General features: G+C 50.0%; 10 protein-coding genes, 1 rRNA gene and 1 pseudogene. All 12 read right to left on the bottom strand.

Going from position 1 to position 15,112, the window contains the following annotated elements:
• Positions 1-437 precede the first annotated feature (437 nt).
• The gene (clpC, locus tag FGB90_RS17595) at positions 438-2,897 is read right to left on the bottom strand and encodes an ATP-dependent protease ATP-binding subunit ClpC (RefSeq protein ID WP_138812187.1); all 2,460 of its coding nucleotides are present in this window, start codon (positions 2,895-2,897) and stop codon (positions 438-440) included.
• A gap of 16 nt (positions 2,898-2,913) precedes the next feature.
• On the bottom strand, positions 2,914-3,993 hold the full coding sequence (gene mcsB / locus FGB90_RS17590; protein WP_138812186.1) for a protein-arginine kinase McsB: 1,080 nt from the start codon (positions 3,991-3,993) through the stop codon (positions 2,914-2,916).
• 3 nt (positions 3,994-3,996) lie between these two features.
• A complete protein-coding gene (gene mcsA / locus FGB90_RS17585; protein ID WP_138812185.1) occupies positions 3,997-4,536 on the bottom strand; it encodes a protein-arginine kinase activator protein McsA in 540 nt (179 codons plus the stop codon).
• A gap of 35 nt (positions 4,537-4,571) precedes the next feature.
• Positions 4,572-5,033 carry a CtsR family transcriptional regulator gene (locus FGB90_RS17580; protein WP_138812184.1) on the bottom strand — a complete coding sequence of 154 codons (462 nt, stop codon included), beginning with the start codon at positions 5,031-5,033 and terminating at the stop codon, positions 4,572-4,574.
• A gap of 369 nt (positions 5,034-5,402) precedes the next feature.
• A complete protein-coding gene (locus FGB90_RS17575; RefSeq protein ID WP_138812183.1) occupies positions 5,403-6,104 on the bottom strand; it encodes an MgtC/SapB family protein in 702 nt (233 codons plus the stop codon).
• 558 nt (positions 6,105-6,662) lie between these two features.
• Positions 6,663-7,451 (bottom strand): annotated as a pseudogene (locus FGB90_RS17570) (SDR family oxidoreductase).
• 26 nt (positions 7,452-7,477) lie between these two features.
• A complete protein-coding gene (locus tag FGB90_RS17565) occupies positions 7,478-9,466 on the bottom strand; it encodes a TRAP transporter permease (RefSeq protein WP_138812182.1) in 1,989 nt (662 codons plus the stop codon).
• Positions 9,467-9,470: 4 nt separating this feature from the next.
• Positions 9,471-9,923, bottom strand: coding sequence for a DUF1850 domain-containing protein (locus FGB90_RS17560; protein WP_138812181.1), 453 nt, complete (start codon positions 9,921-9,923; stop codon positions 9,471-9,473).
• A 124-nt stretch (positions 9,924-10,047) separates the two neighbouring features.
• On the bottom strand, positions 10,048-11,064 hold the full coding sequence (locus tag FGB90_RS17555) for a TAXI family TRAP transporter solute-binding subunit (RefSeq protein ID WP_138812180.1): 1,017 nt from the start codon (positions 11,062-11,064) through the stop codon (positions 10,048-10,050).
• A 162-nt stretch (positions 11,065-11,226) separates the two neighbouring features.
• Positions 11,227-12,573 (bottom strand): sigma-54-dependent transcriptional regulator, encoded by a 1,347-nt coding sequence (locus FGB90_RS17550; RefSeq protein ID WP_138812179.1) that lies wholly within the window; start codon positions 12,571-12,573, stop codon positions 11,227-11,229.
• Positions 12,570-14,570 (bottom strand): transporter substrate-binding domain-containing protein, encoded by a 2,001-nt coding sequence (locus FGB90_RS17545; protein ID WP_138812178.1) that lies wholly within the window; start codon positions 14,568-14,570, stop codon positions 12,570-12,572. Before FGB90_RS17545 ends, FGB90_RS17550 begins: the two co-directional genes overlap by 4 nt.
• A 444-nt stretch (positions 14,571-15,014) precedes the next feature.
• Positions 15,015-15,112 (bottom strand): 5S ribosomal RNA (gene rrf, locus FGB90_RS17540); the annotation flags it as partial.

Below are 15,112 nucleotides of genomic sequence, written 5' to 3'. Positions count from 1 at the left end.
TTAATACGATTATGCTCTTTTCATGTCATTCCCCCCTTGCTCCCGCGAGTTTTAATACGATTTTGCTCTTTTCATATCATTTCCCCCTTGCTCCAGCGAGTTTTAATACGATTGGGCCTTTTTCGTATCACTTCTCACTTGCTCCCGGGAGTTTTAATACGATTTTGCTCTTTTCATATCATTTCCCCTTGTTTCCCACGAGTTTTAATACGATTACGCTCTTTTCTTATCATTTGCCCCCTGCTCCCGGGGAGTTTTAATACGATTACGCTCTTTTCTTATCATTTGCCCCCTGCTCCCGGGGAGTTTTAATACGATTATGATCCTTCACCCTCTCCTCCCCCTCATGCCCATAAAGTAAGGCAGTGCTGTATTCCTGAACAAAAAAACCGGGAAAGTGGTGTACACTTTCCCGGCTTACGCGATTCAATTTGCGTTTATTTACCGGCGTTTCCGGCTCCTGTTGCAGCTCCGGTTTCCACTTCATAGTCCCCGTCCTTGACAGTAAGCTTTACGCGCTGGCCTTTGTGAATATTGCCGCGGAGCAGTTCTTCGGAAAGCCGGTCTTCAACCTGCTTCTGAAGTGCCCGTCGGAGCGGACGCGCCCCGTAGTCAGGGTCGTACCCTTCATCTGCAATCTTCGCTTTTGCCTCATCGGAAAGTTCAAACTCAATTTCCTGTTCTGCGAGGCGTTTCTTCAGCTGATCAGCCATGAGTGTCACAATCTCTTTGATATGCTCTCTATCGAGAGAGTGGAATACGATGGTTTCATCGATCCGGTTCAGGAATTCTGGACGGAAGCTCTTCTTCAGTTCGGTCATCACTTTGTCTTTCATATCCTTGTAGGACTGGCCGTCACGCTCTGCCGTGAAGCCGAGGCTCTTACTCTGGCGCAGCGTGCTGGCACCTACGTTGGATGTCATGATGATGGCCGTGTTTCTGAAGTCCACCCGGCGTCCTTTTGAATCTGTGAGGAAACCATCCTCAAGCACCTGAAGAAGAATGTTGAACACTTCAGGGTGAGCTTTCTCGATTTCATCAAGGAGTACGACGGAGTATGGCTTGCGCCGTACTTTTTCCGTAAGCTGTCCGCCCTCTTCGTGGCCTACATAGCCTGGAGGCGACCCTACAAGACGGGACGTTGTGTGCTTCTCCATGAACTCGGACATGTCGATCCGGATGATGGAATCCTCATCACCGAACAGGGATTCGGCTACGGCACGGGCAAGCTCCGTTTTACCGACGCCTGTTGGACCGAGGAAGATAAATGAGCCGATCGGGCGTTTTGGATCCTTGAGTCCCGCGCGTGCACGGCGGATCGCTTTGGATACAGCCTTCACTGCTTCATCCTGTCCGATAACACGGTCGTGAAGAATATCCTCCATTTTGAGAAGGCGCTCGGTTTCCTCTTCTGCCAGTTTGCTTACCGGAATACCGGTCCAGCTGGCAACGACGAGGGCGATGTCTTCTGTGGTCACTTCGGAATTCTCCTGACCCTGCTTTTCCTTCCATTCCTTTTTCATCGTTTCAAGTTCTTCCCGGACACGCTGTTCGCTGTCCCGGAGAGAAGCGGCTTTTTCAAATTCCTGGCTCTGAACGGCAGCGTCTTTTTCCTTCCGCGTTTCCTCCAGCTTCTGCTCAAGCTCCTTCAGGTTCGGCGGGGCAGTATAGGAGCGGAGTCTCACTTTGGAAGCCGCTTCGTCGATCAGGTCAATCGCCTTATCCGGCAGAAAGCGGTCGGCAATGTAGCGGTCGGACAGTTTCACTGCCGCTTCGATCGCTTCATCCGTAATCGTCACTCTGTGGTGTGCTTCGTAACGGTCACGAAGACCGCTCAGAATTTTTACGGATTGGTCGTTTGTCGGCTCATCCACCTGGATCGGCTGGAAACGGCGTTCAAGAGCCGCGTCTTTCTCAATATATTTACGGTACTCATCAAGGGTAGTCGCACCGATACACTGCAGTTCCCCTCTGGCAAGAGACGGCTTCAGAATGTTGGAAGCATCAATGGCACCTTCCGCACCACCTGCCCCGATGAGGGTGTGCAGTTCGTCGATAAAGAGAATCACGTTCCCTGCCTGGCGGATTTCCTCCATTACTTTTTTCAAACGGTCCTCGAATTCACCGCGGTATTTTGTTCCGGCTACGACTGTACCCATATCAAGGGTCATGACACGCTTCCCGCGCAGGGTCTCCGGCACTTCGTTATTCACGATCTGCTGGGCAAGACCTTCGGCAATGGCTGTTTTACCGACACCCGGCTCACCGATGAGAACCGGATTGTTTTTCGTCCGGCGGCTGAGGACCTGGATGACCCGCTCGATTTCCTTGGCTCGCCCGATGACCGGGTCGATCTGTTCTTCTTTTGCGATGGCAGTGAGATCCCGGGCAAGGCTGTCAAGAGTCGGCGTGTTTACGTTTGCGCCGGATCCGGCACTCTGCTGCTGACTGTTTGAAGATTCACTGCTCCCGAGAAGCTGCAGTACCTGCTGACGTGCTTTGTTGAGGCTCACGCCGAGATTGTTGAGGACCCGGGCCGCAACGCCTTCACCTTCACGGATCAGACCGAGGAGGATGTGCTCGGTTCCCACGTAGGAATGTCCGAGTTTGCGGGCTTCGTCCATGGAAAGCTCAATGACCTTTTTCGCACGGGGCGTGTAATGAATCGTTTTGGATCCTTCCTCGCCTCTGCCGATCAGCTGCTCCACTTCCGTCTGAATTTTTTCCGGGCTCAGCCCAAGCGCAGACAGGGCTTTTGCCGCAATCCCCTCTCCTTCACGTACAAGGCCGAGCAGGATGTGCTCTGTACCGATATTGCTGTGCCCGAGACGGGTAGCTTCTTCCTGTGCAAGTGCAAGTACTTTCTGTGCTCTCTCTGTAAAACGTCCAAACATCATATTCCTCCACCTCCGTTTAATGGTCAATCTGTTCTTCTTCAAGTTTCAGCCGGTCTCTGATCAGTTTCGCTCTTCGCTGATCCCTCTGGTCGGGGGAAAGAATTTCCCCGGCATACTGCTGCAGAAAACCGGGCTGTGTGAGAATCATAAGTTCATTGAGAATTTTGCTGTCCACGTCGGTAATCAGGCCGAGATCGATGCCGAGCCTGAGGTCGGAAAGCCGTTTGGCGGCTTCCTTGGACTCCATTACCCGGCTGTTGGCAAGAATCCCGTATGAACGGTACACTCTGTCTTCCATCTGCAGCTTTGACTGTTCGATAAGCGATTTCCTCGCTGCTCTCTCCTGCTGAATAAGCTGAAGGACAACACTCTGCAGATCCTGGACGATATCTTCCTCCGATTTACCGAGTGTAATCTGGTTGGAAATCTGAAAGAGGTTTCCCTGGGCTTCGCTTCCTTCCCCGTAAATTCCCCGGACCACCAGTCCCAGCTGGTTAATTGCCGGAAGAATACGGTTCATCTGACGGGTAATGACAAGAGCCGGAAGGTGCATCATGACCGATGCCCTGAGCCCTGTGCCCACATTGGTAGGGCAGCTCGTCAGATAGCCCCGTTTTTCATCGAAGGCAAAATCAAGTTTATCCTCCATCCAGTCGTCGACTTCATTCGCCAGCCGGAGCGCTTCTGTGAGCTGAAAACCGGCTAATAAACATTGTATTCGGATATGGTCTTCTTCATTGACCATAATACTGAGAGATTCATCTTCGCTGAGCAGGACAGCCCCTGATTTTGATTCATCGGAAAGTGCCGGGCTGATGAGATGCTTCTCTACGAGCACCCTTTTTTCGTTCTGCTTCATAGGATCCATCGTCAGAAATTCGATCGTCCCGAACCGGGAGTGACCGGCCCCTCCGTACTCTGAACCTATTTTATCTGTTAGGGCAGCCAGATCATCCGAAGAAGCAATGACAGGGAAAGGGACGTGCTGGATGTTCCGCGCCAGCCTGACTCTGCTGCTTAAAACGATATCGGAATTCGGGCCGTCCTTTTTCATCCAAGGACTGATGGCCTCACTGATAAACTGCTGCAGTGACACGTGTTATCCCTCCCTTTTCTCTTTCAGTGTTTTCTCAAGTGACCGGATGCGGTCACGGAGTTCTGCTGCCTGTTCAAACTCTTCATTCGCAATGAGTGCCTGCAGTTCCTGCTTAAGGTTTTCAATTTCTTTATGCAAATGCAGATCCTGTCCGATACGTTTCGGCACCTTTCCTCCGTGCACGACATTTCCGCTGTGAATCCGCTTGAAAATCGGATCGAGTTTTGACTGAAACGCCTGGTAGCATTCGGAACAGCCGAATCGTCCGATTTTGGCAAACTGTTCATACGTCATCCTGCACCCGGGGCAGACAAGCCCCTCCCGAGTCTTTCTGATCCCTCCGCCATGGGACGACGGCATCTGCTGTTCAAAATCGAGCAGACCGGACAGAAGCTGGTGCATGGAGAAAGTTTTTGCTCCCGGCATGTGACCGTCCTGTTCTTTTGCACATACATCACAAAAATGAAATTCCGTTTTTTCACCGTTGATGATTTTCGTAAAATGCAGTGTCGCCTGACGTTCCTTACATTCCTGACAGAGCATATTCACCCCTCCTGATCTAAGTATTCCGCACGCTTTCAGCGGTATTTAAGTGAATCAATCATGGCTTTCAGTACTGCGGCCCGGACTTCATCTCTTGCAGGAAGCGGCAGGTTAATGACGTGACGGTCTGTTGCACTGATCATCAGACCCGCTTCACGTTTTGACACGGCATCTTCCTCAAGAAGTCTGGAAATGATATTTTCCGCAGACTGCTGGGCAATTCCCCTGCCGATCACCGCCGTCACCTGATTGAACAATTCCTCTCTGTCCGCTGCTCTCGCCTTTGTAATCCGGATATAGCCGCCTCCGCCCCGCTTGCTTTCCACGATGTATCCTTTCTCGAGGGTAAAGCGGGTACTGATTACGTAGTTAATCTGGGACGGAACACATTGAAAATGCTCTGCAATTTCACTCCGTTTGATTTCCACGGCTTCATCCCTGCTCTGCTCAAGGATTTCCTTCAGATAATTTTCAATCACATCCGATATATTACGCATCGCATCAGCCTCCCCGGGACTTCCCGAAAAATTGGGTCAGTCATATCACTGACAGCGCGCTTTTTCACTGCCGGTTTGACTTTGACTATCTTTGACTTTAATTTTATTATACCCAATTCTCCTCCGTTTGCAATCATCCTGCACCCGATTTTTTAACATTTTCTTTTTGACCGGACAGGTTTCCGCACGGCAGGATCCGGTTCCACCGCTTCACCCTTTTCCCCCATCCATTATTGCCTTCATACGGGGCATTCATTCTGATTTCCGTACATCCGTCAATCAGCCCCACTTTGTTCTATTCCACGCAAAAGCGGTATTCAATCATCGGGAGGATGTGAATACCGCTTTCTGTCTAACAGTATGTTTTTGTTACGTTATATTTTCCACTTCGACCTGCTGGACGTCCTCAAGGGATTTCAGCGTATAGAAAATGTCGGTGGTATAGGTGTTTTTGTCTGTGACAATGACGCATGTAAGCACGATGCAGTCACCTTCCTCCTTTACTTTCACTCTTCTCAGGCCAAGGTCTTTCCCTTTAACGCCTTTAAGAAGGGAGGTAAGGTCCGTTCCTTTTTTCAGGTACATTTTCGTTCTTACTTCAATTTCGTTGAGCTTTTTCAGTCCCAGCCACTCCAGGACATCAGGAATAATCCGTACACCAAGGATCAGAAATATTACGCCAACGGCCGCCTCCATGTAAAAACCGACACCGATTGTGATCCCGATTCCGGCTGAAGCGAGCACCAGCGCCGCTGTCGTCAGCCCGGAAATGACATCATTATTCCGTCTCAGGATTACACCTGCCCCCAGAAAACCGATTCCGCTGATAATGTAGGATGGAATACGGCCCGGGTCCATCGGCCTCGAATAGGCCTCCGAATACAGCATGGCCGATTCGTATGAGACAATCGTCAGCAGACAGGCAGTCACTGAAACGATCAGACACGTTTTAAGCCCCAGCGGCTTTCCCTTCAATTCCCGTTCAAGCCCGATGATCAGGCCTGCAGCAGCGGCAAAGGCCATTTTCAGCAGGGTGCCGCCGGTAAAAAATTCAGTTACTGTTTCCATCATCCTCTGTTTCTCCCCTTTTGTATATTCTCTGGTCGCCTGCACTCCTTTAAACAAAAAAGTTTTGAGGCTGGAGCAGCCTCCTGCACGTCAGCACCACCATCCCTGCTCGGGCCGCTGGCGCTTCCACCAAGGTTTTTCCGTACGATGCAGCAGGAGGACTGTCGTCTGACCTCTGGTTATGCTCTGCTTTACAGCGAACCGTTCCCCTGAACAACGGTTTTCGCGATCATCTCTCCTGACGACCTTTAGTTTCACTATGTACATATACGACGAAGCTCCCCATATATCCTGCCCGGACACTGTCATTTCTAACTCGTTCCGATGTTCTCGGGGATAAACAGGCACCCGGACAGGCACCCGGGTATATTCCGTCTAACCATCAACTCCCGGTCAGGTCAGGCCAGGCCTTCTCTCTCTGTATATACCCTATGTCCGGAATAACAGCATTAGAAACGTGATCTTAAAAAGACTCTCCCCGGGAAGCCTGGTTCGGGATCTTCCCCCTGCTTCGTGCAAAAAACAGGAACGCCGGGTTCCCGAACCCGGCGTTCCATCCAGTCAGTATGCTTTTGTTAAACCTCCATCGACTACGATCGACTGGCCGGTCACGTACGTATTTGCAAACGACCCCAGAAAAACAACCGTCCTGGCAAATTCCTCCGGTGTCCCCTAGCGGCCTGCAGGGATCAGTTCCTCGTACTGCGCTTTTACTTCCTCACTGCTTTTTCCTGTTTTTTCACCACGTAGCCTGTCCAGATGATCGACTCGTTCCGTGGCAATCCTTCCCGGACCGACGGTATTAATCAAAATCCCGTCTTTACTGTATTCCTTCGAGAGACTTTTTGCCATTCCCACAACGCCTGTACGGAATGTGTTGGAAAGAATCAGTCCCTCAACCGGTTCCTTGATGGATGAGGAAGCGATATTGATAATTCGTCCGCTGCCCTTTTCCTTCATACCGGGAAGCACTTCCCTGATCGCCCGGATGAAACTGAGGAGATTCAGCTCAAACGCCTGCTCCCAGTCTTCGTCTGACTGGTCTTCAAAACCGCCGGCTTTCGGTCCGCCGGTATTGTTGATGAGGACATCAACAGCGCCGTTTTCACTGGCAGCCGCCTTGAACAGTTCAGCCAGCTGATCCCGGCTTGTCACGTCACATACACGATACGAAGCCTTCTGCCCTGTTTTTTTAAATATATCTTCAGCTGCGCGCGCAAGTTCGCTTTCACTGCGGCTTGCCAGCATCACCTTTGCCCCTTCCTGTGCATACGCAAGAGCGGTGGCAAATCCGAGGCCCTTACTCGATGCAAGCACAACAACGGATTTATCTTTGAGGCCAAGATTCATTTTGATCAATCACTCCTTCTCTCAAGTTACATTGGACTTACGGTTCCGGAACCACGGTCAGCCTGCTTTTTCCCTTTTTGCCACTGGATGAACCACACGAGCGCAATGACCGAAAAGCCGATTATGTCCTGGATCAGGTTCGGATTCATGAACATCAGCGATCCTCCAAAGAGTATTAGCCGTACAAAAGGATTAATGTGGGTGAACAGGTATCCTTCCGCCGCTGTTCCGAGCATGATGACTCCGGCCACAGCTGTGATGACAACCAGAACCCCGTCCATAAAGGACGTATCAATGAGCAGCAGTGAATGGTTGTAAACGAACATGTAAGGGACGATGAAACCGGCAATTGCCAGCTTGAGCGAGACAAAACCGGTCTTCATCTGATCCCCGCCTGATATTCCCGCTGCTGCAAAGGCGGCAAGTGCCACCGGCGGCGTAATGTTGGCAAAAAGACCAAAGTAGAACACAAACAGGTGCGCCACAAGCGGTTCGATGCCCAGTGTAACGAGGGCCGGTGCTGCCATTGTAGCCGTGATAATGTATGTCGGGATGGACGGCAGCCCCATTCCGAGAACAATACAGGCAATCATCGTAAAGACGAGCGTAAGGAAGAGACTTTCTCCTCCGAGAGCCACGATTCCGTTGGCAAGCTTCAGTCCAAAACCTGTAAGTGTTGCAATTCCAACGACGATACCGACGGATGCACAGGCAACAGCCACACTCACAGCCATGCGTGCCCCGTTTTCAAGAGCGTCAAGAATGTCCCTTAAGGACATGCGTGTTGTTCTGCGGACCATCGCCACAAGGATCGTTACGAGAATCGTCAGGAATGCGGAAAAAATGATCGTTCTTCCGCTGAAAAACAGCATATACAGAAGAAACATCAGCGGAATGAGCAGATGTCCCCGCTCCTTCAGAACGTCCATTACCTGAGGCAGATTGTCTTTTGAAATCCCTTTGAGTCCCTGTTTCGTTGCCCGCAGGTGAATCTGGACGATAATACCCAGATAGAAAAGCAGGGCCGGCAGAAGGGCAGCAAGCACAATCTGGCTGTACGGAATGCCGAGCATTTCGGCCATAATAAATGCCGCAGCCCCCATAATGGGCGGCAGAATCTGACCACCGACTGAAGCGGCACTTTCCACTGCGCCGGCAAAGTTACGGCTGTAGCCGATCCGTTTCATAAGCGGAATCGTAAATGATCCCGTTGTGACAACATTAGCTACGGCTGCGCCGTTAATACTGCCGAGAAATCCGCTGGCAATAACCGATACTTTTGCCGGTCCACCCCGGGTCTGTCCGGCAATTGCCATCGCCATATCGTTGAAAAACTGGCCCATTCCCGATTTGGAAAGGAAGGCCCCAAACAGAATGAACAGGAAGATGTAGGTGGCGGAAACCCCGATCGCGGTCCCGTAGATCCCCTCTGTTGTCACGTACATGAAGTTTACGATCTCATCCCATTCGTATCCTCTGTGGCGGAACAGCCCCGGCATCTCTCTTCCGTACAGGCCGTAAAGGAGAAACAGGATCCCAAGGACCGGAAGTCCCCAGCCTGTCACTCGTCTTGCCGCTTCCAGTACAAGTAGAACGAGAAGACCTCCGAAAATCAGATCAAAGTTATTCGGCATTCCCCCGCGGTTTACGATGCCGATATAATCCACAAAGATGTAGACGGATGTGGAGATGGCCATCAGCGTAAACAGAAGGTCGTACCATGGCAGCTTCGTTCTGCTCGCCTTTTTAAATGGCGGATAAAGAAGGAATACAAGTGCCAGAATGACTGCCACGTGAAGGGACCGGTGCTGAAGCGTAACCGGTGTGCCAAAGTAGGATGTATACATATGATAAAGGGATAGGAAAATGGCAATTGCAGAAACAATTACAGCCACTGTCCGGGAGGAAAACGTCCGGTAACGCGATTCGGCCGAATACTTCTCCAGTACCTTCTTCTGTTCACCGGTCATTTCCGGCTCATCAATATTTGCGTTCTGTTTCTTTTCGTCAGTCATGACTTCACCTCTTTTCAACAGTAACCATTATTGCTTCATGGTGAGGCAGATCTTCGGGACCCGCCGCTTGAGTCTCATTTATCGTAATAGTGTAGGACGCCTGTTCGGAATGAATCCAGCTGATGAAAGGGACATGCTGTTCCAGGTCCGTTACTTTGACTTTGCCGTCCTCAACCGTCATCTCCCCCCGGCTGTAATCCACACCTGCACCAAAAGATTCAAACTCGGTTTCCACAAGAACCAGTTCACCCGAATCCCTGACTTCATACCTTTCAAGCCAGGGGGTTTTTTCAACGGAGTGGATCCACCTGAGCGTAATAAGGTCGCCCGGAAGTACCCTCTCTTCCTTTAAAACCACAGACTCATCCTCCGCACTGGAAACAACGGCATAAAGCCCCTGATCCCCACTGCACCCTCCAGTTATGAAAAACAGCCAGAAAATCATTACAAGTTTCATATGAACCCCTCTTTACAGCTTTCTCCTGGAGTCAGCCCGGCAGTTGATAAAACAGGGTGTCCCTCAATGGTCCATCAGTCAGGACCATGAAGGGGCACCCTTTCATTCATCGGCTTAGTGTATCCTACTCTTCTTCCAGAGCACCGACTTCCTCAAAGTAACGCTCAGCTCCCGGATGAAGCGGAATCGGCATTCCTGCCTGCACAGTTTCAAGCGTGATATCCTGCGCTGCGTTGTGGGAAGACTGGATATCCTCAATGTTCTCAAACAGTGCTTTCGTCATTTCATAAACGGCATCCTCAGAAAGATCGTTGGACACCAGAAGCAGGTTTGTAATCGCTGCTGTCGGAATGGCTTCTGCATTGCTGTAGGCATCTGCCGGAATTTCCTCTGCAGAGAAGAACGGGTAATTCTCCTCCAGGTAATCCATCGCTTCTCCTTCTATAGGAATGATCTTGGCATCATGTGTTGTATCAAGGTCAATAACCGTGGCATTTGGTACCCCACTCGTTACAAATGCAGCATCAACCATGCCGTTTTTAATCTGGTCAATGGCTTCGGAGTAGGAAAGAAAGTCCTCGTTGATGTCGTCATAGGACATACCGTGAGCTTCAAGCACCATCCGGGCATTCAGTTCCACACCGGAGTTTGGTGCCCCTACACCCACACTCATCCCTGCAAGGTCCTCCATCGTCTCAATACCGGAATCCTCTGTCGTAACTACCTGTACAAAGTTTGGATAAAGGGCGGCCATTCCGCGAAGAGATTCAATCGGCTCCTCTCCGTCAAAAGCGCCGCTGCCTTCATACGCCTGGATGACGGCATCTCCCATCGTAATGGCAAGTTCTGCTCTTCCGTTATCGAGGAGATTGATATTTTCCACGGAAGCCCCTGTTGCCTGCACAGATGAATCCAGACCAAGCTCTCCTTCAAGAATGTTGGAGATAGCGCCCCCTATTGGGTAGTACACACCGGATGTGCCCCCTGTTGCCACTGTGACAAAGAGATCATCCAGCTCCTGTCCACCGGCTTCGTCACCGTCTCCTCCATTTTCATTTCCCGCATCTGTATCTGTATTCTCATCTCCGCACGCAACCGCAAACAGCATCGTCGCCGCCAGTATGCCAGCTAATTTTTTCATATCATTCAGCCCCCTAGTTAAAATTTATTCGCTTTTCTAATAATGCAAAAACGATGCCAACTTTTAAAACCCCTTTATGACAGCGCTTTCTTTTAATCGGTTTCATCTGTCTTATCAGCAAAAGCGGCAAATTTTGCCCCATGTGCAAAATTTGCCGCTTTCCTATTTTACTTTTACCTTATCCCTTAAGCTCCGTTCACTGATGCCGAGCATTTTTGCCGTGTTTTTCCGGTGTCCCTCGTTGTGGTCAAGGGTAACTGAAATAAACCGCTTTTCTAGTTCTTTCAGTGTCAGACCCACGTAGCGCTCCAGAGTTGCCTCCCCTTCCTCCGGCTGGGGATAACTCTCTCTCAGCTGTGCCGGAAGATCGGAAATGCCGATGGTGTCCCTTTCTGCCAGGACCATGGAAGACTCGATAATGTTGGAAAGTTCACGGATATTGCCGGGATAGTCGTAGTTCAGCAGAATCTTCTTCGCCTGCTGGCTGAAACCGGTGATCTCCCGGTTGAATTCCTCATTAAACTGTTTTCTGAAATGATCGATCAGATAGGGAAGATCCTCTTTTCGGTCCCTGAGCGGCGGAAGGGGAATCTGAATCACATTCAGTCTGAAGTACAGGTCCTCCCTGAACTCTCCTTTTCTGATTACTTCATCGAAATTTTTATTAGTCGCTGCGATTACCCGCACGTCAACCTGCTCCTTCTTATTTGAGCCGAGACGCGTCACTTCCTTTTCCTGAAGAACTCGTAGAAGCTTTGCCTGGAGGTTCAGCGGCATATCCCCAATTTCATCAAGAAAAATAGTGCCTTTATCGGCAAGCTGAAACTTCCCCTCTTTTGAAGTTACCGCTCCCGTATACGCTCCCTTTTCATATCCAAACAGCTCACTTTCAAGAAGCTGCTCCGGGATTGCCGCACAGTTCACCACTTCAAAATGTTCCTGTTTCCGTTTACCGGAAAAATGAATCGCCCGTGCCACCAGTTCTTTTCCTGTACCGCTTTCACCGGTAATCAGCACACTTGTATCCACTTTCTTCACTTTATCCATCATGTCGAATACCCGCTTCATCTGACTGCTTTTACCGATAATACCCTCGTAACCGTATTTCTTCTCCAGTTCCTGGCTCAGGTACTCTACGCGGCTGCTCAGCTCCTGATAGTGAAGGGCCTGTCCGGTTACGGAAAGCAGCTCTTCCATATTGACCGGTTTTGTAATGTAGGAATAGGCTCCTTCTTTCATGGCCGTCACAGAGGAAGAAATGGTTCCATAGGCAGTTACCATAATGACGATAACCGAAGGACGGATTTTTTTAATTTCCCGGAGTACATCCAGTCCATTCACATTCCCGATTCTGAGATCAAGCAGGCAAAGATCAAAATGCTCGTTTCTGATCATCTCCAGTCCTTCTTCGGGACTGGTTGTTGTGGTCATTCTGTAGTGATCCTCCAGCGCAAACTCCAGTGACGAACAGATTGAAACTTCATCATCGATTACAATGACTTTTTTCATTCCTCTCTACCTCCTTTTACACGGTCAAACGTCAGAACGATTGAGGTGCCTTTTCCTTTTATGCTGTCTATTCTCATCTGCCCGTTATTATCCCGGATATACTGCTGGGCAATAGCCAGCCCGAGGCCGGTTCCTTTTGCCTTTGTTGTAAAGAAAGGCTCGAGTGCCTGCTTCTGCTGCTCTCTGCTCATCCCTTCACCCTCATCTTTAACTGTAATGATAACCTGGTTCCATTTCTGACAGGCAGTTAGTGTGAGCGTTTTTACCTCGCCGTCCGCAGCTCCTACTGTCTCCATAGCGTCAATCCCGTTAAGAACAAGATTAATGATCACCTGCTTCAGCTGGTTTTCATCGGCTTCAATGAACAGGTCTTCCTCTGATTCACACTTCATCTGAAATCCACTGTTATTTGCTGTCCGCTTAAACAGAATCGTACATTCATCCAGAAAAGGACCCACGTTTATAATCTTCCTGTCTGCCTGTTTCGGTTTCGCATAGTCGATCAGCCCTTCAATCAGCGTATTTACCCTTTCAATCTCCTGGGGAACATAGGTGGAAATCTCCTTCTGGAAACGTTCATTGCTGAACTTAAGTGGGATAAGCTCCACAAAAGTTTTGATTGATGTAAGAGGATTGCGGATTTCATGTGCTATACCCGCAACAACCCGTCCAAGTGCCTGGTTTTTCTCCTGTTCAAAAATCTGCTGTCTCAGTTTCTTCTCCTCGGTCACATCTTCAAAAGTTACAATAATACCGGTCATCTTTTTATTAAGGTCATACAGCGGGTAAACATAGTAACGGAGAAAGTACGAACTTCCATCCCCACGTTCCCATTCCGCACCCTCTCCCAGGTAGAGCTTTTTCCGGGTAAATACATCCTCAAATTTATCACCGAGAAGCTGATTGAGAATCCTCACCCCGGTAAAATGACGGGCAACTGCTTCTTCACTGAATCCTGCCATTTCCTTTGCCTTTGTATTAAACGACGTCACGATGCCTTCACGGTCCACCGTCGCAATCCCCCTCGGACTGCTGTTGAGAATCTGCTTCTTAAACTCGTCGCTGCTTTTTGTCTGTTTCACCTGGTGCCTGAGTGACTGGTTCAATTCATTGAGGACATTGGTTTTTTTACGGACTTCCTTTTTAAGCTGACGGTTCCACTTCACACCGACCAGAAGCAGAACGACTATGGCAACAAGAAGGGTGCCGATAACCTGTAGAGCAAGCCAGAGCCGGCCGGTTAGATCATCGTCCTGATCAAACCATTGAGTGTACAGACGGTTATAGGTCCCGTCTCCGCGCAAATCACGCAGAGCCCTGTTAAGCTGATCAACGAGAAGATAGTTTTCTCCCTGAACGACCATCGAGTATTCAACCGGAAGAAGATAGCTTCCAACAGTCTGAAACTCCTCCTGTCTCCCGGACTGTTCAAGAATATAGGAGGCAGTCAGTACGTTACCCACAAATGCTTCGGCCCGCCCTTTCAGCAGAAGTTCAAGGGCTTTCTCCTGACTTGTTGCTGTATGATAATGAACACCGCGGATATTTCTGAGAAAATCATATTCAAGCGTGTCGGTCTCTAAAGCGGTTACAATCCCGCCCAGATCAGCCAGCCCGTCGACCGATTCATTATCTTCGTGAACATAAAGGCCGACAGAAGTTTTAATGTAGGGATCTGCAAATTCCATCACCCCTGCATCTTCCTCGTTAAAATACGCACTCAGGAGTACATCGACCTCTCCGGTGTCGAGAGCTTCTCTCCCATCTCTTCTGGGCACCTCGACAAACCTTACGTCCCGGCCGAGCTGCTTAGCTGATTCGTACGTCAGATCCACCGCAAATCCTGAAGCAGCACCGTCATCGTTATAATGCAGAGGCGGCATGTCCGGGTCGTAGCCTACAATAAGTGGAGGTCCTTGTCTTTCGCTCCCTGAGGCAGCAGCCCCCTCTGTAAAAAGGAGCATTATAAATGTTATCAGAACTGCTGTTTTCATCATGTACTGCTCCCCTCGGCAATATTCCGATTGTTCCTTCTTTTTATGCTAGAGTAAAACAGTGTTTTTGCCAACCGGATATCTTTGACAACCTGGTGCAGAGGGAGTAGAGGAGGATTAAAAGGAAGGCGGCGGTTTTGATTTGGGCTGTGGAAGGCTGCTTTTAATTGATGATGAGATTCCGTCCTTCACCGGGTGGATATTGGACGGCGTTTTCAGGGAACGACCTTATGTTTTAGGAAATCCTGCCGCAGCCCCTGAGAGATCAATCTTATCTTAGTCCGCGGTATCGACAGAAAATCCCGGGAAATCGACGGTCAAGGGCGCGATATCGGCGAAGCGACAAAATCCGAGGCTTCCCACTCCCCCACGCCCTCCTTCTCCTCTCCTGCACCCACCGCCACACGCAAAAAAAGACCCACCCGCATATGCGAGTGAGTCTCTTCTGCCCAGCGGCGTCCTACTCTCACAGGGGGAGAGCCCCCAACTACCATCGGCGCTGGAGAGCTTAACTTCCGTGTTCGGCATGGGAACGGGTGTGACCT

Source organism: Alteribacter natronophilus (assembly GCF_006007885.1).
Classification (GTDB): Bacteria; Bacillota; Bacilli; order Bacillales; family Salisediminibacteriaceae; genus Alteribacter; species Alteribacter natronophilus.
The sequence above is the reverse complement of the archived record's forward strand: the minus strand, read 5'-3'. Positions and strand labels throughout refer to the sequence as shown.